General features: G+C 39.6%; 19 protein-coding genes. 12 read left to right on the forward strand and 7 right to left on the reverse strand.

The features are described from left to right. Window positions 1–12 precede the first annotated feature (12 nt). The 5 genes from folK to sfsA all read right to left on the reverse strand — a co-directional run bounded on the left by folK (window position 13) and on the right by sfsA (window position 4,503). Complete coding sequence (gene folK / locus AOR04_RS03445; protein WP_033040306.1) at window positions 13–498, reverse strand: 2-amino-4-hydroxy-6-hydroxymethyldihydropteridine diphosphokinase; 486 nt, start codon at window positions 496–498, stop codon at window positions 13–15. 4 nt (window positions 499–502) lie between these two features. Then, a complete protein-coding gene (pcnB, locus tag AOR04_RS03450; RefSeq protein WP_007377484.1) occupies window positions 503–1,924 on the reverse strand; it encodes a polynucleotide adenylyltransferase PcnB in 1,422 nt (473 codons plus the stop codon). A gap of 146 nt (window positions 1,925–2,070) precedes the next feature. After that, a complete protein-coding gene (gene gluQRS / locus AOR04_RS03455; RefSeq protein ID WP_096792554.1) occupies window positions 2,071–3,015 on the reverse strand; it encodes a tRNA glutamyl-Q(34) synthetase GluQRS in 945 nt (314 codons plus the stop codon). Between the two features lie 20 nt (window positions 3,016–3,035). Beyond that, complete coding sequence (gene dksA, locus AOR04_RS03460) at window positions 3,036–3,479, reverse strand: RNA polymerase-binding protein DksA (RefSeq protein WP_007377481.1); 444 nt, start codon at window positions 3,477–3,479, stop codon at window positions 3,036–3,038. Window positions 3,480–3,783: 304 nt separating this feature from the next. Next, window positions 3,784–4,503, reverse strand: a complete 720-nt coding sequence (sfsA, locus tag AOR04_RS03465; protein ID WP_007377480.1) for a DNA/RNA nuclease SfsA — start codon at window positions 4,501–4,503, stop codon at window positions 3,784–3,786. A 123-nt stretch (window positions 4,504–4,626) separates the two neighbouring features. On the opposite strand from sfsA, the gene pepB reads away from it, so the two are divergent. Next, window positions 4,627–5,922: an aminopeptidase PepB gene (gene pepB / locus AOR04_RS03470; RefSeq protein WP_096792555.1), complete on the forward strand. Its 1,296-nt coding sequence runs from the start codon at window positions 4,627–4,629 to the stop codon at window positions 5,920–5,922. A 189-nt stretch (window positions 5,923–6,111) separates the two neighbouring features. Next, complete coding sequence (locus tag AOR04_RS03475) at window positions 6,112–6,678, forward strand: phosphoribosyltransferase (protein ID WP_007377478.1); 567 nt, start codon at window positions 6,112–6,114, stop codon at window positions 6,676–6,678. Window positions 6,679–6,964: 286 nt separating this feature from the next. On the opposite strand, the gene rdgC is transcribed toward AOR04_RS03475, so the two are convergent. Both rdgC and AOR04_RS03485 read right to left on the reverse strand, forming a co-directional pair. Continuing rightward, on the reverse strand, window positions 6,965–7,888 hold the full coding sequence (gene rdgC, locus AOR04_RS03480; RefSeq protein ID WP_007377477.1) for a recombination-associated protein RdgC: 924 nt from the start codon (window positions 7,886–7,888) through the stop codon (window positions 6,965–6,967). A gap of 84 nt (window positions 7,889–7,972) precedes the next feature. Then, complete coding sequence (locus AOR04_RS03485; protein WP_096792556.1) at window positions 7,973–9,739, reverse strand: sensor histidine kinase; 1,767 nt, start codon at window positions 9,737–9,739, stop codon at window positions 7,973–7,975. Window positions 9,740–10,251: 512 nt separating this feature from the next. On the opposite strand from AOR04_RS03485, the gene AOR04_RS03490 reads away from it, so the two are divergent. From AOR04_RS03490 to ribH, 10 genes are all read left to right on the forward strand, one after another. Beyond that, on the forward strand, window positions 10,252–10,617 hold the full coding sequence (locus AOR04_RS03490; RefSeq protein WP_188085272.1) for a response regulator: 366 nt from the start codon (window positions 10,252–10,254) through the stop codon (window positions 10,615–10,617). Window positions 10,618–10,845: 228 nt separating this feature from the next. Next, complete coding sequence (thrA, locus tag AOR04_RS03495; protein WP_096792557.1) at window positions 10,846–13,263, forward strand: bifunctional aspartate kinase/homoserine dehydrogenase I; 2,418 nt, start codon at window positions 10,846–10,848, stop codon at window positions 13,261–13,263. Between the two features lie 9 nt (window positions 13,264–13,272). Beyond that, window positions 13,273–14,208, forward strand: coding sequence for a homoserine kinase (gene thrB / locus AOR04_RS03500; protein WP_096792558.1), 936 nt, complete (start codon window positions 13,273–13,275; stop codon window positions 14,206–14,208). An 11-nt stretch (window positions 14,209–14,219) separates the two neighbouring features. Then, window positions 14,220–15,503 carry a threonine synthase gene (thrC, locus tag AOR04_RS03505; RefSeq protein WP_096792559.1) on the forward strand — a complete coding sequence of 428 codons (1,284 nt, stop codon included), beginning with the start codon at window positions 14,220–14,222 and terminating at the stop codon, window positions 15,501–15,503. A gap of 268 nt (window positions 15,504–15,771) precedes the next feature. Then, on the forward strand, window positions 15,772–17,028 hold the full coding sequence (gene glyA, locus AOR04_RS03510) for a serine hydroxymethyltransferase (protein WP_007377471.1): 1,257 nt from the start codon (window positions 15,772–15,774) through the stop codon (window positions 17,026–17,028). Between the two features lie 368 nt (window positions 17,029–17,396). After that, a complete protein-coding gene (gene nrdR / locus AOR04_RS03515) occupies window positions 17,397–17,846 on the forward strand; it encodes a transcriptional regulator NrdR (protein WP_002961761.1) in 450 nt (149 codons plus the stop codon). Window positions 17,847–18,011: 165 nt separating this feature from the next. Then, window positions 18,012–19,136, forward strand: coding sequence for a bifunctional diaminohydroxyphosphoribosylaminopyrimidine deaminase/5-amino-6-(5-phosphoribosylamino)uracil reductase RibD (gene ribD / locus AOR04_RS03520; RefSeq protein ID WP_033032242.1), 1,125 nt, complete (start codon window positions 18,012–18,014; stop codon window positions 19,134–19,136). Window positions 19,137–19,162: 26 nt separating this feature from the next. Next, window positions 19,163–19,816, forward strand: a complete 654-nt coding sequence (locus tag AOR04_RS03525; RefSeq protein ID WP_033032244.1) for a riboflavin synthase — start codon at window positions 19,163–19,165, stop codon at window positions 19,814–19,816. A gap of 29 nt (window positions 19,817–19,845) precedes the next feature. Next, complete coding sequence (ribBA, locus tag AOR04_RS03530; protein ID WP_096792560.1) at window positions 19,846–20,958, forward strand: bifunctional 3,4-dihydroxy-2-butanone-4-phosphate synthase/GTP cyclohydrolase II; 1,113 nt, start codon at window positions 19,846–19,848, stop codon at window positions 20,956–20,958. Between the two features lie 100 nt (window positions 20,959–21,058). Further along, window positions 21,059–21,523: a 6,7-dimethyl-8-ribityllumazine synthase gene (gene ribH, locus AOR04_RS03535; protein WP_002961753.1), complete on the forward strand. Its 465-nt coding sequence runs from the start codon at window positions 21,059–21,061 to the stop codon at window positions 21,521–21,523. Window positions 21,524–21,526: the final 3 nt, after the last annotated feature.

Raw genomic sequence — 21,526 nt, forward strand, 5'->3', positions numbered from 1 at the left:
AGCCTAGGTTAATTACAGAGGTAATTGTTGTAAGTCGTTGAGCGGTAAATTTTTTGCAATGGTTTTTAATGCAACGCCGCTAGGTAAAATAAGTTCAGGTGCAAGCTCTAATAGTGGATACACTACAAACTCGCGATTATTCAAACCATAATGAGGCACTGTTAAGCGCTGTGTATTTATGATTTGATCATCAAATAATAGGGTGTCTATATCAAGAGTGCGTGGCCCCCAACGCTCTGCTTTTCTAACTCGACCGTGCTCAAGCTCTATACTTTGTGTTAAATCAAGTAATTGCTCTGGCTCAAGGCTTGTTTTAATACATGCAACGGCATTTATGTAGTCGGGTTGATCTTGTGGGCCCATAGGTTTGCTGGCGTAATAATGCGATACGCTCATAAATTCACAGTGAGGCAACTTTTTAAGCGCAATAACGGCGTTATCAAGCTGCTCTTTTGGTGAGTTTAGATTTGCACCTAAACCCAAATAAACACAATGCATGGTATTACTCAGCAGGCTTTTTAGGTGCACGACGGCGTGTGCGCTTTCGTGGTTTAGGACCACCAGGATGACCTAGGTTCTTAACCATCTCTTTTTGGCCGTTAATGTCTTGGCCTAGATACTGTGTCCACCATTGTGCTAATTCGGTGTGCTGTGTTTCACCTGCATCAACACGTAATAACAAAAAGTCATAAGCGGCTTTAAAGCGAGGTTGCTGCGTTAGTCTGTAAGCGCGTTGCCCTGCTCGTTTATCTAAACGGTGCTGAATATGCCAAATGTCGCGAGCACCTAGTGTAAAGCGTTTTGGAACTGCAATGTGCTGAGCGCTATCGCTCAATACTTTATTCATTGCTTGAGCAAATGCATCGTATTCAACGAGTTGCTCTTGTTCTTGAATTTCTTTAGTTCGTGCTAATAATGGAAACCAAAGTAGCGCTGCAAAAATAAATGCAGGTGTTACTTTTTTATCGGCATTTATACGTTCATCGGTATTTTGAAACATTTGCTGAACAAGTGTGTGCTCTAGCCCACCAGGCTTTTTATTTAAAATGCTATCAAGGTCTGGAAATAGCGATTTAAATAAACCGTATTTACGCAGCATTAAAAAGTTAGCTTCAGCTTTACCGTTTAAAAACAGTTTAAGTACTTCTTCAAACAAGCGAGCTGGCGGAATGTTATCAAGCAAACTTGCTAGTTCTGTAATTGGTTTTTCGCTTTTCGGTGCGATGCTCATATCAAGTTTAGTGGCAAAACGCACTGCACGTAACATACGAACAGGGTCTTCACGGTAGCGAGTTTCTGGGTCACCAATGAGCTCAATTTGTTTAGCTTTAATTGCAGCTAAGCCGTTTGCGTAATCATGAATACTAAAATCATTGATTGAGTAATAAAGTGCATTGATTGAAAAGTCGCGGCGCTCTGCATCTTCTTCAATACTGCCAAATACGTTATCACGTAGTAATTGACCTTGATCGCTCGATTGGCTTATTTGGTTTTTATCTTCTGGCGCTTCGTGATGTCCGCGCATCGTTGCGACTTCTATAATTTCACGACCAAATACGATATGTGCTAAGCGAAAGCGACGACCAATTAAGCGACAGTTTCTAAAAAGTTTCTTTACTTGATCTGGCGTTGCATTGGTTACTACATCAAAATCTTTTGGTTGTTGGCCCAACAATATATCGCGAATGCAACCACCAACTAGGTAGGCGTCGTAACCACCATCTTTTAAACGGTAAAGTACTTTGATTGCATTTGGGCTAAATTGTTTGCGCGAAATACCATGCTCACCACGAGTGACAACAATAGGTTCACTGCTTACCGAAGCGCTTTTTGCACTGGTATTCGGGCCGATTATTTGTCGGCAAAATTGAAAAAGCTTGGAAATAATAGTCTGTCTCCTAGAAGGTGTTGATTGACTTGTCATCGCAATCAAAAATTACAGCAAATAGGGAAGTTATAACCCAGTACAAGCTGTTTAACGTAAATAGCATATATTTAGGCGGCTATCATATACCAGCAGGGTTTAAAAATTAAGTTGATGTGTTGAAATTAAGCCGTTTTTAGCGATTTTTATTTACTTAGTTGAGTAAATTGGATGGCTTGACTCGTCGGATGCTGAGAAATCTGTATTTCGGGAACGTGTGGCACCTGTTTTAAGCTAAAGTTTTTAACTCCCCAAGCGACTAATTGTTCAATATTTAAATCGATTAGATCAGCAATTACAGGTAGTCCTAAAAACTCAAATGCACTGATTAATGCAGGTTTTGGATTGTTTTTACTAATTGCGGGTGCATAATTTTGTTTAGACAGTTTAAAGCCAGGTTTGGCAACCGCTAAAGGTAAATGAGCAAATTCAGGTACAGGGCTGTTGAGTTGTTTAAACAAACTAATTTGCCGAGCAGTAGGTTCAATTAAATCTGCGCCTCTTACAATTCTATTAATCCCTTGATCAATATCATCAACAACCACTACAAGCTGATAAGCAAATAAACCATCGCTACGTTTAATTAAGTAATCTTCATGGGCAAGGGGACTATTTACCGTTATATCACCTTGGATTAAGTCACTAAATTGAGTCGTTGGATGTTGTTGAACTAAGCGAAGTGCACCGGACTCAGTGCTGTGATCAAGTACTTTGCAATGCCCCTGATAAATACCACCAATGGTTTTTATTTGTTTGCGAGTACAGGTGCAACCATAAATAAGCTTTTGTTTTAAAAGTGAGTGGGTAATATCTTGATATAAAGGCAAGCGCTGTGTTTGATAAACAACCGGTTCGTCCCAGTAAAGGGCGTAAGCGTGTAAGGTATTTAGAATATCGAAGTCGGCATTTTTTACAACGCGCGTAGTGTCTATATCTTCGATACGGACTAACCATTTACCTTTGTTTGCTTTTGCATCAAGGTAACTACCCACAGCCGCCACAAGTGAGCCAAAATGTAATGGCCCAGAAGGAGACGGTGCAAAACGACCGCGATATTTACGCACAGGCGCAGTAACGGCTGTAGGAGACATAACTAATTAATAGAAGTTAATTAGCCGCGTCCAGATTGTTTTTCTTTGATTTCTGCAAGTGTTTTACAGTCTACGCATAAATCGGCAGTAGGACGCGCTTCTAAGCGGCGTATGCCAATTTCGATGCCACAAGACTCACAAAAGCCAAAATCATCTTCTTTAATCAGGTTAATTGTTTTTTCAATTTTTTTGATTAATTTACGTTCGCGGTCACGAGTACGAAGTTCTAAAGAGAACTCTTCTTCTTGTGCAGCGCGGTCAACTGGGTCAGGAAAGTTAGCAGCTTCGTCTTGCATGTGCGATTTAGTACGGTCGACTTCATTGCGTAAATCATTACGCCAAGCTTCTAAAATCGCTCTAAAATGCGCACGTTGTGCATCATTCATGTACTCTTCACCTGGTTTTTCTTGGTATGGTTCTAAACCGGCTTGAGCCAATAAACCATGTTTCTTTTGGTCTGGCATAACTCTCTCCTAAATCCTTAATTTAATGCCTCAGCATTAGCCGGCGGTATAAATAACAGAATCTTATACCCTAGGCAAATTTATTTTTAATTAATCGAATTAGCTTCAACCATGTTCACTGATCAAAAAGTGTATTAATAGTCTATTTAAACTTTTATTAATTCATGTATTCGCTCTTTAAAACTTGCCTAGTTATGTGGGCAAAAGTTTTAAAAACAAGCTGATTTGTACAATTTAACAAGGACTATTTTCGAGTCTTTGTCATTTCAACAGTAAGACTAGTTTAATTGTTTGTATTTATACATTATTTTACAAATGCTATTTTTTTATGAAGCAAAACCTCATTTGCTGAAATCTTTGCTTTGTATGCTAATACTTCAACCCCCGCCACAATTGCTTGGCTTAATAGCATGGCGTACTTTTCATCAATATGCGCAGCTGCACTTACTGTATTTATTCCTTCATGCAAAACAGCAAACAGTAATACTGCTCGGTGACCTTGTTCGATCATTTCTATTAGTTCGCGAATATGTTTTTGTCCGCGCAGTGTTTGCGCATCTGGGAAGTAGCCTTGCCCACTTTGTGGTGCATCTTGGCTTAGTAATGTGACTGATTTAACTTCTACGTAGCAATCAGGTTTATTTTCGTCTGTGAGTAAAAAGTCTATGCGGCTATTTTCACTGCCGTACTTTACTTCGCTTTGCAATTGACTGTAGTCGAGTAGCTCGCTTATCACATTATTGTTTATTGCTTCTTCTACTACTTTATTGGCCACCGCTGTATTTACACAAATAAGCTGCGATAAATTATTTTGCGTCAGCTCTAATGAATGTGGGTATTTTCGTTTTGCGTTATCGCTCGTTGAATAAAAAGCAGTAAAACCCGGCTCTGCGCATCCGGTCATTTTACCTGTATTAGCACAATGGGCGGTAAATTCGCTGCCATCACTTAATTGTAGGTCGGCTAAAAAACGTTTGTAGCGTTTTAATAAGGTGGCAGGTTGCAGAGTTGGCGTGTACTTCATGATAAATTCCAAAGCGTAAATACTGCACAGCAGTGTGGTTTATGTTATTTATCTCAAGCTGTTGGGAACTTAAGCGCTCTATAGTAAACTCGGTGGCACATTTAAGTGCAAGGGTATTCTAACATGAGTGAAAAATTTGTTGTTCAACTAAGCGAACAAGCAGCAGCGAGTCATTGGGGCGATAATGCGTCATTGTCTTTTAACGAGCGCGGTGCAACTGTTCATTTATCTGAGCAAGACACATTAAAAAATGTTCAAAAAGCAGGCTGTACTATTGCAAGCCAAGGCGTTAAAAACGTTGAACTAGCAGGCGATACCTGGTGTACAGAAAGTCAGTGGGCTTTTTATCAAGGTTTTGTAACACCAAAATCGTTAAACGGTGTTGAGTTTGTTGATAACGCACAATCAGATATTAAAGAACTTGCTCACTTAAAAACGTCAGCAATTTGGGCTCGTGAAATGGTTAACGGCACTGCCGATGACATTTATCCTGAAAGCCTTGCAGAAAAAGCGGCTGAGTTTATTCAATCATTAGCGCCTGAGCATGTAAGTTACCAAATTATTAAAGGTGATGCCTTACTAGAGCAACAATGGATTGGTATCCATGCTGTTGGTCGTGGCAGTGAACGCCCACCAGTATTGCTTGAGCTTGATTACAACCCAACAGGCGATGAAAATGCACCAGTAAGTGCTGCGCTTGTAGGTAAAGGTATTACGTTTGACTCAGGTGGTTACTCAATTAAATCAAGCGAAGGTATGCTTGGTATGAAGTGCGACATGGGCGGCGCTGCAACTGTAACCGCAGGTTTAGCATTGGCTATTAACCGTGGTATTGAAAAGCGCATTAAACTGTTTTTATGTTGTGCTGAGAACTTAATTTCGGGCCATGCATACAAATTAGGTGACATTCTTACTTATAAAAATGGCACGACAGTTGAAATTGTAAACACTGATGCTGAAGGTCGCTTAGTACTTGCTGATGGCTTAATGGCCGCAGGAGAGACTGGCGCTCCACTTATCATTGATGCAGCAACACTAACTGGAGCAGCGCTTGTTGCTGTTGGCCAAGAGTACAATGCTTTATTTGCACTTGATAAAGAACTTGCACGCGAAGTTGAAAGTTTTGCATCTCAAGAAATGGAAGCTGCTTGGCCACTGCCTCTTGAAAAATGGCATCAACAAAACTGCCCGTCTCCTTATGCTGATACGGCAAATAGCCGTGCACAAAAGGGTGGCGGTTACGGCGGTGCATCAAATGCGGCTGGCTTCTTATCACGCTTTGTGCCAAACGACGGCAAAGGTTGGGTACACATAGATTTAGCCGCTGCGTTTAACATGGGCAGCACAAGCCAGTGGGCAGCGGGTGCAACTACTCAAGGTATGCGTACAGTTGCGCGAACTTTACTAGAAAAAGCATAGTATTTACTAAATTTATGCTTTTTATACTTTGAATGAATAGGCACCACTTGGTGCCTATTTTTTTGTACGTGAAGCAAGCAATTTTATTTCATTTGCGGTAAAATCCGTCGCCAATACCTGTTTGAGTTTAATTTATGCTTAACTCTAAGCTGCGCTCAAGCGTTATATCCACCACTGGGGTTTCTAATTATGTCAGATAAGTGCTACATCACAGCTCAACAACTGCTTGAAGATTCGTTCCGCGTAGCGGCACAAGTATACCAAGATGGCTTTCGTCCTGATTTTATTATTGGTATTTGGCGAGGTGGTGCACCGATCGGTATTGCTGTTCAAGAATATTACGATTACAAAGGCATTGAGACTGACCACATTGCAGTACGTACTTCGTCTTATTACGGTATTGGTAAACAATCGAAAGAAATTAAAGTACATGGTTTACATTACATAGTTGAAAACGCGAATGCAGGCGATTCATTATTAATTGTTGATGATGTATTTGATTCTGGTCGTAGTATTGTTGCATTAAAAGAAAAACTTTCAGAGCTTATGCGTTTAAACTTGCCACGTGATATTCGTATCGCATGCCCATATTACAAACCAAAAAACTCAAAAGTAGATACAGTGCCAGATTACTATATTCATGAGTCTGAAGAGTGGTTGGTGTTTCCGCATGAACTATCGGGTTTAACACCAGATGAAATTATTGCAGGTAAATCTGACCTTGCAAAAATACATGATATTTTGCTAGAAAAGTAAGATTCATAAGTAATACCAACCTGCATAAATCTTTGATCAATTTAACGAATTAAATTGCACTATAACGTCGTGAAAATTTTTCATTTAGAACAACTAGATACAAAAATTTTTGCCTAGTTCTAGCGTAATTTACTTAACGTTAAATAGACCCCATATATAAGCAGATTGGTATAAAAAGATAAAATAAATACGCCGTTCATTTTAAATGAACGGCGTATTTATTTCTGGCAATTAGCTATTAATACGAAAGTTTGCCTTTGCTCTTAGAATATTAAAGAGTTCTAAGTTAGAGTTCAGGTTTAGCTAAATCGTCAGAATCACCTAAGCCAAGAGTAAGTTCTTCAAGAAGTTGCTTAATCTCTTCTGATGACAAAATAAAGTCAGCATCTAGTTTTACAGCCATATCTTCTTTTGGGATATCCGCATTTTCTTCTTTTAATGTTTCGGAGTAACTTAAGCGCTTAATAGAGCCATCATTTTGTAGCATGAACTTAACGCGTTCTTGCCAATCTAGAGCAAGTTTGGTTACGCGTTTGCCACTTTCAAGATGTGATTTAACTTCGTCACACGACAAGTCATGACCTTTAAGCTTTACCTGTGCTCCGCTGTCATCTGCTTCTTCAAGCTCAGCGTCTGAGCCTATAGCAAAGCCTTCTGGTGTACTAAAGTTAGTTAACCAATCAGTTAAAAATACATCCAAGTCGTAGTTTGCAAATGCAGGTACTACTGGTAACGTACCAAGTGACTTACGAAGCAATGCAAGTAGCTCTTCGGCTTTATTAAAGCTGCCACTATTAACAACTACCCAGCCATTTTCTTGGTCAATAAACGCAAATTGTAAGCTCGATTTTTTAAATGCTTGAGGTAGAAGAGCATGAAGAATGTTTTCTTTTAATTCGTCTTTTTCTTTTTTCTTAACTGGACGGTTTTCTTCAGCTTCAATTAAGTCAATTTTTTCAGCGACAAGTTCATTAATAACTGATGCTGGTAGTACCTTTTCTTCACGTTTAGCGCAGACTAAAATACTTTTTTGAGAAAAATGCGATAGTGTTTCACCGTGCTTTCCAAATGCTTTTGTCCAACCAAATGTAGAAAGCTCCTGGCCTGTACATGGACGAAATAAATCTTGCTCTAATGCTTTGTCGAAATCTTCTTGCGTGTATGAAACGTCTTGTTTAAAGCGATAACATATAAGGTTACTAAACCACATAGGGGTACTGATCCATTTGAAAAATTTGCACAATCATAACAATAAAATCACTATCTCGAAATGCTTGATTTTATTCCTGCCAATTTAATTCTGATTAAAAATAGGCAGGGGTTTAGGCATGTTTTTAGGGAATTGTATATGGTAGTGCAAACCCTCACCTGGTTCGCTAATCGCTTCAATTGAACCACTTAAAGTTTGTTTTACTAAATTGAACATTATATGTGTACCAAGCCCACTACCGCCTTGATCTCGTTTTGTTGTGAAAAAAGGGTCAAACAGCTTTTTAAGTTGTTGCTCTGTAACACCGCTCCCATTATCTTTATAATCAATAGTTAAAAATGTTTCGTCGCTGGCTATTTTTATATCTATAATGCCGTTGTTTATATTTTCAAAACCATGAATTAGCGAGTTCATTATTAGGTTAGTGAAAATTTGGCTTATTGCCCCCGCAGGTAAATTTAAAACTAAGTCATCAGGACATTCTAGCTGAAGTTTATGAGATGTTTTTTTGAGCTTGGGATGAAGTGAACGGATCACCTCGTTCACGTAGTCTTTAAAATTGATCGTTCTTACTGCATCACTTGCCTGATCTACGGCTATTTGTTTAAAACTTGCAATTAGTTCTGAGGCTCTATCAAGGTTAGTTGTAAGCAAACTCGTACTTTGCTTTGCGTCATTAATGAACTCTTCAAGGGCTTTCGGCGAAAGCGTTTTTTCTTTATAGGCGGCTTCAAGCTGATTTAAGCGTTCTTGTAAAAACGAAATTGCAGTCACCCCAATTCCTATAGGGGTATTTATATCATGAGTTATCCCAGCAACGAGTCCCCCTAATGCAGCCATTTTTTCAGTGCCAAGTAAGCGCTCTTGTGCAAGACTTAATTCTTCAACATAGCGTTCTAGTTCAGTTTGTTTTGTTAGCAGCTCTTGCTCTGTACTTCTACGAAGATCAACTTCCTCAGTAAGTACAATTTTTTGTTTTTCTAATTCATATTTTTGCTGCTGTAGATCCATCATTGCTTGGCTTAAATTTGATGTTTTACGTGCTACATCTTGTTCTAATTGAATGTTATGTTGATCTAGCTTCTCATTACTAATAATGAGTTCTTTTTGTGCTTGCTCGAGCTCTAGACGGTATTGGACTACTTTATCTATTAATTTATTAAACGATTGTTCCATAACGTTAAGTTCATTATGTTCCTCCGTTTCGATTTCGATATGTTGCCCTTCAAGTTCGTCTAGTTCGAGGTTTTCTAATTGATCTGTTAGCTGAGATAAAGGGTCTGTGAGTAACTTTCTAAATGCCATTAGAAATAGAATGATTAAAAAAGTAGTTTTAATCATTGCGTTACCAATCAAAAAGTAGATTGAAACCATGATTCGACTAAAAACGACTTCACGACTAGAAAATAACGTCACATCGCCAACTTGCGTTGCTCTGCCTGAAAACTCAAAAATAAGCGGAAAAGTATAACCAAACAAACCAGACTTAGAGTCCTCTAACATGACTTCTTCTTGTACTAGCTGTTGGCTGTAAAGTTTATGTATATCGAGAGAACGGCCGAGTTGCGAAATTACTTCACCACTATCATCACGGACAATAATACCTTCAATCATAGGAATAGCTAACAGACCTTCTGCAGTTGTTATGGTTTGCTTTATATTCAGCTCCCAAATAGCGCGGGTTAGGCTTCGGCTAAAGGTTTTTTGTAAAGTAGTTAGCTCGTCTCTTATATAGTCCTTAGTGTTTACATATTCGGCAATAACTTGTCCGCAAGTGACCACAAAGGTAAGCAAAAAATAGACCGATAGCACACTGGTCAGCAACTTTTTAGAAAGGCTTTGTTGTAACATAAGTGATTTATGGTTCCTTGGGTTGAGTTAAATAACTGCGGTTTATATAAAAGCTAGTCAATAAAGGCGTAAAAATAAATAAAAATTAATTTTTACTTATTAAAAAGTGTTAAAAGTCGGAAGTGTATCTCAGATATTTAACTTTCCCCCTTAGTTAAATAATGATTTCTGTTAATGTAATCAAAATTTATTTTCTGATTACATTGAGTCTTTAGCTTTATTTTACTTCGGCATGTTTGATTTTAAGCAAGGAATGCATAACCAGAGCCCGACATTTTTACTAAGCGGTTAGGTTACAAACTTTGTACCTGATTAGCTACAAAAATGAGCACGTTTAGTTATGTAAGATCAATACGCCTAGTACTATAGTTTATCGTAGGGTGAAAATTTAAGAGTAAATAATTACCATTACTTTGTTTGCTTATAAAGAGACCGTGATAAGATAAAATAAAGTTGCTATGGATAGCTGTTTTTTAACAAATTTAATTATGCTTAATACAGTAGTAAATATTATGAATTTTTCTATTTTAGTATGTGATGACTCAACCGTGGCTCGTAAGCAAGTTATTCGATGTTTGCAGCAATGTCTTGATGCAGATATTCAGCAAGCAATAAATGGCGCACAAGCTATTGAGCTATTAAATACTCATAATTTTGATTTGTTATGTTTGGATTTAACTATGCCTGAAGTTGATGGAGTTCAAGTGCTTGAGTATATCAAAGCTAATAAAATAGAGTGTTTTGTGCTCGTCATATCGGCAGATATTCAAGACAAAATGAAGTTACGAGTTACTCAATTAGGCGCTATCGACTTTATAAATAAACCAATAGATAAAACCCGCATGAATAATATTTTGCATAAATTTGGCATTCATTAGGTTTTTTTATGTTCAAAAAGGCTGTTTTATCTTTTAATTTGGGGTTGACAGCATAGCCTTTGTTAAGGCAGTCTTAACTTATGAAAATAATTAATCGCGTACTGACCATTATTATTACAACCACCATTCTTACTGGATAGTGGCATAGGTCGGTGCAACAAATTTAAAGGCCTGTGTTCACTTAGAACACAGGCCTTTTTTCGTTTTATGGGATGAGGAACATAAACAATGCGCGTTTTAAAATTTGGAGGCTCGTCGCTTGCCGACTTTACTTGCCTTCAGCAGGTAGCTCAATTAGTTAAAGCACAGCTAAAAGATGAAATGTTATTGGTGCTTTCTGCTCCAGGTGGAATGACCGATTCATTAGTTGCGTTAGCAAATGAGGCAGAGCAAGGCTTAGATTTTTCGCAGCAATGGCAAACATTAGCGAGTCGTTGTGAAGGCTTAAAAGCTGACGTTGAAAAGAGTGGCGTAGTAGTTACAAGCTGGCCAGACCTAAGGGAACTTAAAAATAAATTAGATGGCGTGTCGCTTATACAATGTTGCCCCGATCAAGTTCGCGCATTTGTAATTAGCTTTGGAGAGCGCGTTAGTGTTTCTTTAATGCAGGCTTTATTGAACTCGCAAGATGCAAGATACTTAGAAGCAACAAGCTGTATAGCTTCAACGGGTGGCTACATTGATGCAGAAGCGGATTTAGTGGCAAGTAAAGCGCGCTTTCAAGCTGTGCTTAAAGAAAACCCTGCAACTATTTATATCATGCCTGGTTTTACGGCGAGTAATGATAAAGGTGAGCTTACAACGCTTGGCCGTAATGGTTCAGATTACTCAGCAGCTATTGCTGCGGCATGTTTAGAAGCTGAGATTTGCCAAATTTGGACTGACGTTGATGGCGTATATAGCGCTGATCCTCGTTATATTAAAAAAGCCACTAAAGTAGATTTTTTATCTTATAAAGAAGCGATGGAGCTTTCTTACTTTGGTGCAAAAGTACTTCACCCTAAAACAATCTTACCGTGTGCTAAAGCAGGCGTGCCATGTGAAATTAAAAATACGCATAACCCAGACGCACAAGGCTCATTAATTGGTAACGATTATTCATCTGATGAGCCCGTAAAAGCGCTTTCTAGCTTACAAGACCTTGCAATGTTAACTGTTTCAGGCCCTGGCATGAAAGGTAAAGTAGGCATGGCGTCTAAGGTATTTAACGCGCTTGCTCACGATAACGTATCAATTGTATTGATCACGCAATCATCATGTGAATTTAGCATTAGTTTTTGTGTGCACGAAACAGACCTAGCACTTGCACTCGATGCGCTACAAACTGCATTTGAGCTTGAATTACAAGCAGGGCTTATTGAGCCTGTACAAGTGCAGCGCAATTTAGCCATTGTTACTTTAGTGGGCGATAACATGCGCGCACACCGTGGTTTAGCAGCTAAGTTTTTTGCATCGCTTGCACAAGCGCAAGTAAATATTGTGGCAATTGCACAGGATTCTACAGAAAGTGCTATTTCTGCGGTAATTGATGGTGAGTTATGTAATGACGCCGTAAAAATATGCCATGAAAACTTTTTCACGCATGTGCCGTCAATTGATGTGTTTTTACTAGGTTGTGGCTTAGTAGGGCTAGAGCTTATTAATCAGCTTGAACGTCAACAAGCTTGGCTTGAAAAGCGTAATATTAAACTCAACTTGTACGGTGTTGCTAACTCTCGTCAATTACACCTTGATAACGAAGGCATTGCTTTTAGTGATTGGCAGCAAAAATTGGCCTCATCTGAGCAAGCATTTGATTTAAAGGTAGTAGAGCAATTTGTTAAGCAAAACCACTTAGTGAATCCGGTATTAGTAGATTGTACATCTTCAGATGCACTTGCTGCGCAGTATGTAGACTTTTTAAATGCAGGCTTTCATGTAGTTGCTGCTAATAAAAAAGCGACAACAAGCTCATACACGTATTACCAAGACTTAATAGCTGCTACGCAAAAGAATAATCGGAAATTCTTATACGAAACAAACGTTGGTGCAGGCTTACCAGTAATCGATAACTTACAATCGTTATTTGGTGCTGGTGATGAATTGTTAGAGTTTAGCGGTATTTTATCAGGTTCACTTTCGTATATGTTTGGCGCACTTCAAGATGGTTTATCACTTTCTGAGGCAACCATTAAAGCCAAAGAAAGCGGCTTTACAGAGCCAGACCCTCGTGATGATTTATCGGGTACCGATGTAGCACGTAAGTTACTGATCATTGCACGCGAAGCAGGTATGAAATTAGAGCTGAGCGATATCGAAGTTGAATCGGTATTACCAGTTGGTTTTGCACAAGGCGATAGCGTTGATGAGTTTATGGCAAAACTACCAAGCCTAGATGCTGATTTTAATGACCGCATTCAAAGCGCTGCGAGCGAAGGTAAGGTACTTCGTTATGTAGGAAAAATTAAAGAAGGTCACTGTAAAGTAGGTATTGAAGCGGTAGATGAAAAACATGCGCTTAATGTAATTCGCGATGGCGAAAATGCACTTGCTATTTTAAGCCAATACTACCAGCCGCGTCCGTTTGTAATTCGTGGTTATGGTGCAGGCTCTGAAGTAACAGCAGCGGGTGTATTTGCTGATATTTTAAAAACGCTATCGCGCTAGGAGCACATTATGATTGAAGTATATGCGCCGGCGTCTATTGGTAATTTTGCAGTGGGTTTTGATGCCCTTGGCGCAGCCCTTGCGCCAATTGATGGCAGTTTATTAGGCGATGTAGCCGTTGTCAGCGCAGCACCAAGCGACGAATTTATTTGCACAGGCGAGTACGCTCATAAGTTACCAAGTGATGCGCAGGATAATTTAGCGTACCAGTGTTTAGTGCATTTTAGAGCGCATGTTGCGCCTACTATGCCAAGCGTAAAGCTCGAGCTTAAAAAGAATTTACCAATTGGATCTGGACTTGGATCTAGTGCATGCTCGGTCGTGGCTACCTTTGCTGCTCTTGATCAATTTGCACAAACTAACTTAAGTCAGGTTGAGCTTATTGAGCTTATGGCTGACTTCGAAGCTGTAGTGAGCGGTGGCCGTCATTACGACAACATCACGCCATGTTATTTAGGTGGTTTGCAATTAACAGGTGGTTTAATCCCTGATAAATCGATTGCACTGCCTGTTGATGAAAATTGGTACTACGTTGCTGCGTTCCCTGGTTTTTCACTCAACACTGCAAAAGCGCGCTCGGTTTTACCAAAAGAGTTGAGCATGCATGCAAGTGTTGAGTTTGCACAGCGTTTATCGGCATTTAGTAGCTTACTGTTAACTAATCGTTTTGACGATGCGCTGAGCATAATGAAAGATGAAATAGCAGAACCTTACCGCGCACCGCTTATTAAAGGCTTTAGTGAAGCCAAAGCAAGCTTACCAGCGCTGGGCGCTGAAATAGTGAGTATTTCGGGCGCAGGACCCACCTTGTTTAGTGTATGTAAAACACTTGAAGCTGCACAGCAATGCGCGCAGTGGTTAGAGGCAAATTACATTAACGAGCAAGGCTTTTGCCACATTTGTAAATTAGATAACGACGGCACGCGTCAATTAACAGTTTTATAGGATAGGTAGTCATGCAATTACATAATTTAAAAGATAGCTCACAAAAAGTGTCGTTCGTTGAAGCCGTAAAAACAGGTTTGGGTCGTAATCAAGGTGTGTTTTTTCCTGAAACCCTTGCCCCACTGTCCGATGTTGATGCATTGCTTGATATGGACTTTGTTACACGCAGTGGCAAAATATTATCTCACCTAATTGGTGATGAGCTACCAAGCGACACTGTGGCACAAATGGTTAAAAATGCATTTAATTTTCCAGTTAAGCTGGTGGAAGTTGAAGAGAATACATACTGCTTAGAGTTGTTTCATGGTCCTACGCTTGCGTTTAAAGACTTTGGTGGTCGCTTTATGGCAGAGTGTTTGGCGCAATTTAATAAAGATGAAAAAGTAACTATTTTAACCGCAACATCGGGCGATACTGGTGCAGCCGTTGCACATGCTTTTTATAACAAGCCAAATATTGATGTTGTAATTTTATATCCTAAAGGCAAAATTTCACTTGCTCAGCAAAAGCTATTTACTACGCTAGGTAACAATATTCATTGTTATGCAGTTGAGGGCAGCTTTGATGATTGCCAAGAGTTAGTTAAAAATGCCTTTTTAGATGAAGAAGTTAAATCAACACTTGGGCTTAATTCTGCTAATTCAATTAATATTAGCCGTTTAGTTGCTCAGGTTTGTTATTACTTTGAGGCCATTGCACAACTACCAAAAGAAAAACGCGCAACAGCGCATATATCAGTGCCAAGTGGCAACTTTGGTAATGTATGTGCTGCAATGATTGGTGCGGTTATTGGCTTACCTGTAGGTAAATTAAGTGCAACAACCAACCAAAATGATACTGTGCCGCGCTTTATGCTTGATAAAACGTGGACGCCAAGCGCAACACTTGAGTCGCTTTCAAATGCAATGGATGTAAGTAAGCCAAACAACTGGCCACGTGTGCAAACAATGTTAGATAATAACTGGTTTAGCTACGATAACTTTTATTCAACTAGCGTAAACGAGCAAGACACGCAATCGGTGATGAAAAAAATTCAACAAACGGGTTATGTTGCAGAGCCTCACACTGCTATTGCGTACCAAGGTCTTGTTGAAAATCGAGCGCCTGGTGCAGCGGGTATCTTTTTAGCGACCGCTCACCCTGCTAAGTTTAAAGAAAGCGTGGAGGATATTTTAAATATTGAATTGGATATGCCAAAACCACTTAGCGATGCATTAGCAAAACCATGTCTAGCAAGCGATATAAACGCCGATTACGACGCATTACGTACAGAAATACTTGCAAAGCTAGGATAATAAAAAATAACAATTAAAGCGGCTATGGCCGCTTTTTTTATAAATTATAATTCAAAAAAGAGAGGCTTTCATTAGCTAATTAAATGTGAAAAATGAAATGCATTTAAAATAGTTATGTACTTATTAAAAAATATCATCTTAAAAAGTCTGTGAAATAGTTTCAATCCCTGTTTAAATATCCTCAACTTAAGAGCGTAGGCAAAGAGTCGTTTAAAGCGTACAATAAAGCCTCTAAAAAACACCATACACGTTGCCCTAGGAGACCCCAATGTTAGAACGTAGCATGAATATTTCGGATTTTGATCCAGAGTTATTTGACGCAATCACTAAAGAAACTGCTCGCCAAGAAGAGCACATTGAACTAATTGCATCTGAAAACTACTGTAGCCCACGTGTACTAGAAGCACAGGGTTCACAGCTTACTAACAAATACGCAGAAGGTTACCCAGGCAAACGTTATTATGGCGGTTGTGAGCATGTAGATGTTGTTGAGCAATTAGCAATTGACCGTGCTAACGAATTATTTGGTTCTGACTACGCAAACGTACAGCCACATGCCGGTTCGCAAGCAAATGCTGCTGTTTTTCTAGCGCTATTAGAAGCAGGCGACACTGTACTTGGTATGAGCTTAGCTCATGGTGGTCACTTAACTCACGGTTCTCACGTAAGCTTCTCTGGTAAGCTTTACAATGCAATACAATACGGACTAGATGAAGCAACGGGCGAAATTGATTACGCACAAGTTGAAGCACTAGCACTTGAGCACAAACCAAAAATGATTATTGGTGGTTTCTCAGCGTACTCAGGTATTGTTGATTGGGCTAAATTCCGTGAAATTGCTGACAAAGTAGGTGCTTACCTGTTTGTTGATATGGCTCACGTTGCAGGTTTAATTGCGGCAGGGGTTTACCCAAGCCCAGTTCCTCATGCACATGTTGTAACTACAACTACGCATAAAACACTTGCTGGTCCTCGTGGTGGTTTAATTATTTCTGCATGTGGCGACGAAGCAATCTATAAAAAGCTTAACAGCGCAGTTTTCCCTGGTGGCCAAGGTGGCCCTTTATGTCACGTTATTGCAGCAAAAGCAGTGGCATTTAAAGAAGCGCTTCAACCAGAATTTAAAGTATACCAAACACAAGTTGTTAAAAACGCAAAAGCAATGGTTGCTGTAATGCAAGAGCGCGGCTACAAAATCGTATCTGACAAAACTGAAAACCACTTATTCCTACTCGATTTGATCGATAAAGATATTACTGGTAAAGATGCAGACGCAGCCCTTGGTAACGCTAACATCACAGTTAATAAAAACTCAGTGCCAAACGATCCACGTTCTCCATTTGTAACATCTGGTTTGCGTATTGGTTCTCCTGCAATCACTCGTCGTGGTTTCAAAGAAGAAGAATCAAAAGAGCTTGCTGGCTGGATTTGTGACGTACTAGATAACATCACTGATGAATCTGTACAGGTGCAAGTTAAAGAAAAAGTTAAAGCAATTTGTGCAAAATTACCTGTTTACGCTTAATTGCATAAGCAGCAGTAATTTAGAGCACATAGGCTAGGGGCCTGTTTATCTTTCGAGGTTTAATTTGCAGTAGTATGTTTGGTTTTTAGGCAAGGCAGAGTCTATGTAGTGTGGTTACTCCACACAAATAGGCGATAACGCAGCATAAATGGCAAACATGCACTGCCCTCGGGTTCGTCCTAGGGGCGATTTACTCTTTGTTGCTCGGTTTTTACTTAGCCCACTAGGTTACAAACCTCGCGCCGCGATTAAATCGCCCCTAGATAGAACAAATTTAATCCTGAAAGGTCAACAGGCCCTATTTTTTTGCTAAGATAAAAGACCGCTATTTAGCGGTCTTTTTTGTTTTAAAACGGAAGTACCGAGCTATGCATTGTCCATTTTGTACCGCAAAAGATACTAAAGTTATTGACTCACGCCTTGTTGGCGGCGGCCATCAAGTTCGCAGGCGTCGTGAGTGTAACGACTGCCACGAGCGCTTTACTACATTTGAAGGCGCTGAACTGGTTATGCCTCGTGTTATTAAACAAGACGGTAGCCGCGAACCATTTAACGAAGATAAATTATTAAATGGCTTAAATCGCGCACTCGAAAAACGCCCAGTGAGCACAGAGCAAGTAGACGAAGTAGTGAATATAATAAAATCGCAGTTGCGTGCTACAGGCGAGCGAGAAATTTCAAGCCATTTGGTGGGTGAATGCATTATGGAAGCCCTCAAAAAGCTCGATAAAGTAGCTTACGTAAGATTTGCCTCTGTTTATCGTTCGTTTGAAGACATACGCGAATTTGGCGAAGAAATTGCCCGTTTAGGGGAGTAATACCAATTTTATTAAAAACATGATCATTCTATCGCATTAAATAGCGCACTCACTGCGTTAAAAATTATTTATATAGAATAACTATATGTCATAATTTTCGCCTTGTTATTACGCTATTTTCTTAGCGCTATAATAGAACACTTATTTAACGCAATTGGTATAACAATGCAAAGCCAAACTACTTTTACTGAACATGACGAAATGTATATGGCACGTGCCATAGAACTTGCCAAAAAAGGCCGGTTTACTACCACGCCTAACCCTAATGTTGGCTGTGTATTAGTTAAAAATAATCAAATAATTGGTGAGGGTTTTCATCAATTAGCAGGTCAAGGTCATGCTGAAGTAAATGCACTGGCAATCGCTGGAAAAAATGCACAAGGTGCAACGGCTTATGTAACGCTTGAACCGTGTAGTCATTATGGGCGTACGCCACCGTGCGCTGAAGGCTTAAAAAAGGCGGGCGTAGTAAAAGTAATTGCCGCTATGGTTGATACAAACCCACAAGTTGCAGGCAAAGGCCTTAAAATATTGAGCGACGCCGGTATTGACGTTGCTTATGGGTTACTTGAATCACAAGCGCGGGCACTTAACGTTGGCTTTTTTAAGCGTATGGAACAAGGCTTACCTTATGTGACCTGTAAAATGGCAGCAAGTATTGATGGTAAAACAGCGCTTAAAAATGGGCAAAGTAAGTGGATCACAAGTCCTGCTGCTCGACAAGACGTACAATTATACCGAGCGAAAAGCTGCGCTATTTTAACCGGTGCCGATACCGTGTTAGTCGATGATGCTAAACTTAATGTGCGACTAAGTGAGCTGCCTTGCACACTGCCTACTGATTTGCCGCTTCGCCAGCCCGTGCGTGTTATAATTGACTCTCAAAACCGTTTAACACCTGACCTTGCTTTATTTGAAATCCAAAGTGATGTAATTATATTTACCATTAAGGTTGATAAATCATTGCAATGGCCGCATTTTGTAAAGCATATTGAAGTCAGTGAAAGTAACGGTAAAGTTGATTTACAAGCCGTTTTAGAAAAACTTGGGCAACTGCAGTTTAATAATGTTTGGCTTGAAGCTGGCGCAACACTTGCTGGTAAAATGACAGAGCTTAATTTAGTTGACGAGTTTGTTTTTTATTTAGCGCCTAAACTAATGGGCCATGATGCAAAAAGTTTAGTTAATTTTCCTGAATTGACGAGTATGCAAAACACCGTTGATTTAACATTTAATGAATGTGCGCGCATTGGTGACGACTTACGTATCACCGCGTTAAAAACTCATTAAAATCACTTAATAAAAAGAGTAGCGCTATGTTTACTGGGATAATAGAAGCCACAGGCAAAATTGCTTTATTACAAAAAAAACAAGGCGACTTAGCCATTCGTATCCAAAGTGCTGACCTTGATATGAAAGACGTAAAGCTAGGCGACAGCATTGCAACCAATGGCGTTTGCTTAACCGTAGTTGATAAACATATTGACGGTTTTAGTGCTGATTTATCTAACGAGACGATTGGTTTAACCGGTTTTGCTCACTATGCTTTAGGGCAAACGGTGAATCTTGAAAAAGCCATGCAACCTGTTTCGCGTTTAGGCGGTCATTTAGTATCTGGCCATGTTGATGGCATAGCAACGATTACAAGCATTACAGCAAACGCTCGAGCAACAGAGTATTGGCTTACAACCGAAGAAAATTTAATGAAATACATTCCTTACAAAGGTTCGGTATGTATTGATGGTATAAGCCTGACAGTAAACGCTGTAGAAGGTAATAAATTCAAATTAACAATTGTCCCACATACGAGTGAGCAAACCACAATTGCTCATTTTAAAGTAGGCACTCAAGTTAATTTAGAAGTCGATCAAATTGCACGTTATTTAGAGCGCCTTATAAAAGGTGCAGAGCAACCAACGGGCTCTGATATTTCGATGAGCTTACTCGCTAAAGCGGGTTTTATTAAATAACGAAACTGATAACTTACACGAGCAAATTTATGAATTTACACAGCGCACAAGAAATCATCGACGATATTAAAGCCGGTAAAATGGTTATTTTAATGGATGATGAAGATAGAGAAAATGAAGGCGATTTAATAATAGCTGCTGAGCATATTAGCGCAGAAGCGATTAATTTCATGGCTACCCATGGCCGTGGTTTAATTTGTTTAACCATGACGCAAGAGCGTTGCGAGCAACTTGATTTACCGTTAATGGTTAAAAACAATGGTGCAGCATTTTCGACTAACTTTACAATGTCGATAGAAGCATCTAAAGGTGTTACAACCGGTATTTCAGCAGCAGATAGAGCGCGCACAGTGCAAGCGGCTATAGCTAAAGGTGCAATACCAAGTGATATTGTGCAGCCGGGGCATATTTTTCCTATTATGGCACAACCTGGTGGCGTATTAACTCGCGCAGGACACACCGAAGCTGGCTGTGATTTAGCGCGTTTGGCTGGGCTTGAAGCATCATCTGTTATTGTTGAAATACTTAATGCTGATGGCACCATGGCGCGTCGCCCTGATTTAGAAGTCTTTGCGAAAGAGCACGGTATTAAAATTGGCACCATTGCTGATTTAATCGAATACCGCAACTTAAACGAAACAACAATTGAGCAAGTAGCAAAATGTAAGTTACCAACAGAGCATGGTGAGTTTGATTTGGTGACTTACAAAGACACAATTGACGGCCAATTACATTACGTATTGCTCAAAGGCGATATAAAAGATCAAGAGCCGACAAATGTACGTGTACATTTACAAAGTACCTTTAACGATATTCTACTTTCGGACAGAAGTGCTGAGCGTAGTTGGGGTCTTTCTGAAGCAATGGCCTATATTGCTAAAAATGAAGGTGCTTTAGTTATTTTAGGTAAGCAAGAAAGCACTGAAGAATTAGAAGCAACAGTAAAAGCATTCGCGGCAGCTGATGCTGGCGAAAGCGTTACACCACGTAAATTCAAAGGTACATCTCGTACTGTTGGCGTAGGCTCGCAAATACTTGCCGATCTTGGAATTAAACAAATGCGATTAATGAGTCGTCCTAAAAAGTACCATGCACTTTCGGGCTTTCATTTAGAAGTTGTTGATTACATTGAGCCACAATAAGCATCACGCTTAAACTAGGCTATTATTTTATTTTTATGGTATGATGCGCAGCAATTTTTGCGCAATCGCAACCGCTTGAACTTATTTTTAGGGTTATCAAATGAAAATTATTGAAGGTAATAAGTACGCTCCAGGCAAAAAGTTTGCCATTGTCATTTCTCGTTTTAATGACTTTATTGGTAGCAGCCTCCTTGCAGGTGCTGTTGATGAGCTAAAACGCACTGGTGGCGTATCTGATGACGACATTACCGTTATTTATGTACCAGGCGCGGTAGAATTACCTTTAGCGGCTAAACGCGTTGCAGCAAAAAAAGAGTATGATGCAATCATCGCATTAGGCGTAGTGATCAGAGGTGGTACACCACACTTTGACCTAGTTGCTGGCGAATCAAACAAAGGTCTTGCGCAAGTATCACTTGAGTATGATATCCCGGTTGCATTTGGCGTATTAACCACAGAAAGCATTGAACAAGCAATTGAGCGTGCTGGCACCAAAATGGGCAATAAAGGCGGCGAAGCTGCTTTAGGCGCGCTTGAAATGGTTAATGTGTTAGATAAAATTTAAGTT

Origin of the sequence: Pseudoalteromonas sp. 1_2015MBL_MicDiv, from assembly GCF_002407505.1 — a bacterium.
Classification (GTDB): domain Bacteria; phylum Pseudomonadota; class Gammaproteobacteria; order Enterobacterales; family Alteromonadaceae; genus Pseudoalteromonas; species Pseudoalteromonas fuliginea.

Coding starts and splice junctions, on each gene's coding strand:
- folK (WP_033040306.1), bottom strand. CDS start 498: ATGCATTGTGTTTATTTGGGTTTAGGTGCAAATCTAAACTCACCAAAA.
- pcnB (WP_007377484.1), bottom strand. CDS start 1,924: ATGACAAGTCAATCAACACCTTCTAGGAGACAGACTATTATTTCCAAG.
- gluQRS (WP_096792554.1), bottom strand. CDS start 3,015: ATGTCTCCTACAGCCGTTACTGCGCCTGTGCGTAAATATCGCGGTCGT.
- dksA (WP_007377481.1), bottom strand. CDS start 3,479: ATGCCAGACCAAAAGAAACATGGTTTATTGGCTCAAGCCGGTTTAGAA.
- sfsA (WP_007377480.1), bottom strand. CDS start 4,503: ATGAAGTACACGCCAACTCTGCAACCTGCCACCTTATTAAAACGCTAC.
- pepB (WP_096792555.1), top strand. CDS start 4,627: ATGAGTGAAAAATTTGTTGTTCAACTAAGCGAACAAGCAGCAGCGAGT.
- AOR04_RS03475 (WP_007377478.1), top strand. CDS start 6,112: ATGTCAGATAAGTGCTACATCACAGCTCAACAACTGCTTGAAGATTCG.
- rdgC (WP_007377477.1), bottom strand. CDS start 7,888: ATGTGGTTTAGTAACCTTATATGTTATCGCTTTAAACAAGACGTTTCA.
- AOR04_RS03485 (WP_096792556.1), bottom strand. CDS start 9,739: ATGTTACAACAAAGCCTTTCTAAAAAGTTGCTGACCAGTGTGCTATCG.
- AOR04_RS03490 (WP_188085272.1), top strand. CDS start 10,252: ATGAATTTTTCTATTTTAGTATGTGATGACTCAACCGTGGCTCGTAAG.
- thrA (WP_096792557.1), top strand. CDS start 10,846: ATGCGCGTTTTAAAATTTGGAGGCTCGTCGCTTGCCGACTTTACTTGC.
- thrB (WP_096792558.1), top strand. CDS start 13,273: ATGATTGAAGTATATGCGCCGGCGTCTATTGGTAATTTTGCAGTGGGT.
- thrC (WP_096792559.1), top strand. CDS start 14,220: ATGCAATTACATAATTTAAAAGATAGCTCACAAAAAGTGTCGTTCGTT.
- glyA (WP_007377471.1), top strand. CDS start 15,772: ATGTTAGAACGTAGCATGAATATTTCGGATTTTGATCCAGAGTTATTT.
- nrdR (WP_002961761.1), top strand. CDS start 17,397: ATGCATTGTCCATTTTGTACCGCAAAAGATACTAAAGTTATTGACTCA.
- ribD (WP_033032242.1), top strand. CDS start 18,012: ATGCAAAGCCAAACTACTTTTACTGAACATGACGAAATGTATATGGCA.
- AOR04_RS03525 (WP_033032244.1), top strand. CDS start 19,163: ATGTTTACTGGGATAATAGAAGCCACAGGCAAAATTGCTTTATTACAA.
- ribBA (WP_096792560.1), top strand. CDS start 19,846: ATGAATTTACACAGCGCACAAGAAATCATCGACGATATTAAAGCCGGT.
- ribH (WP_002961753.1), top strand. CDS start 21,059: ATGAAAATTATTGAAGGTAATAAGTACGCTCCAGGCAAAAAGTTTGCC.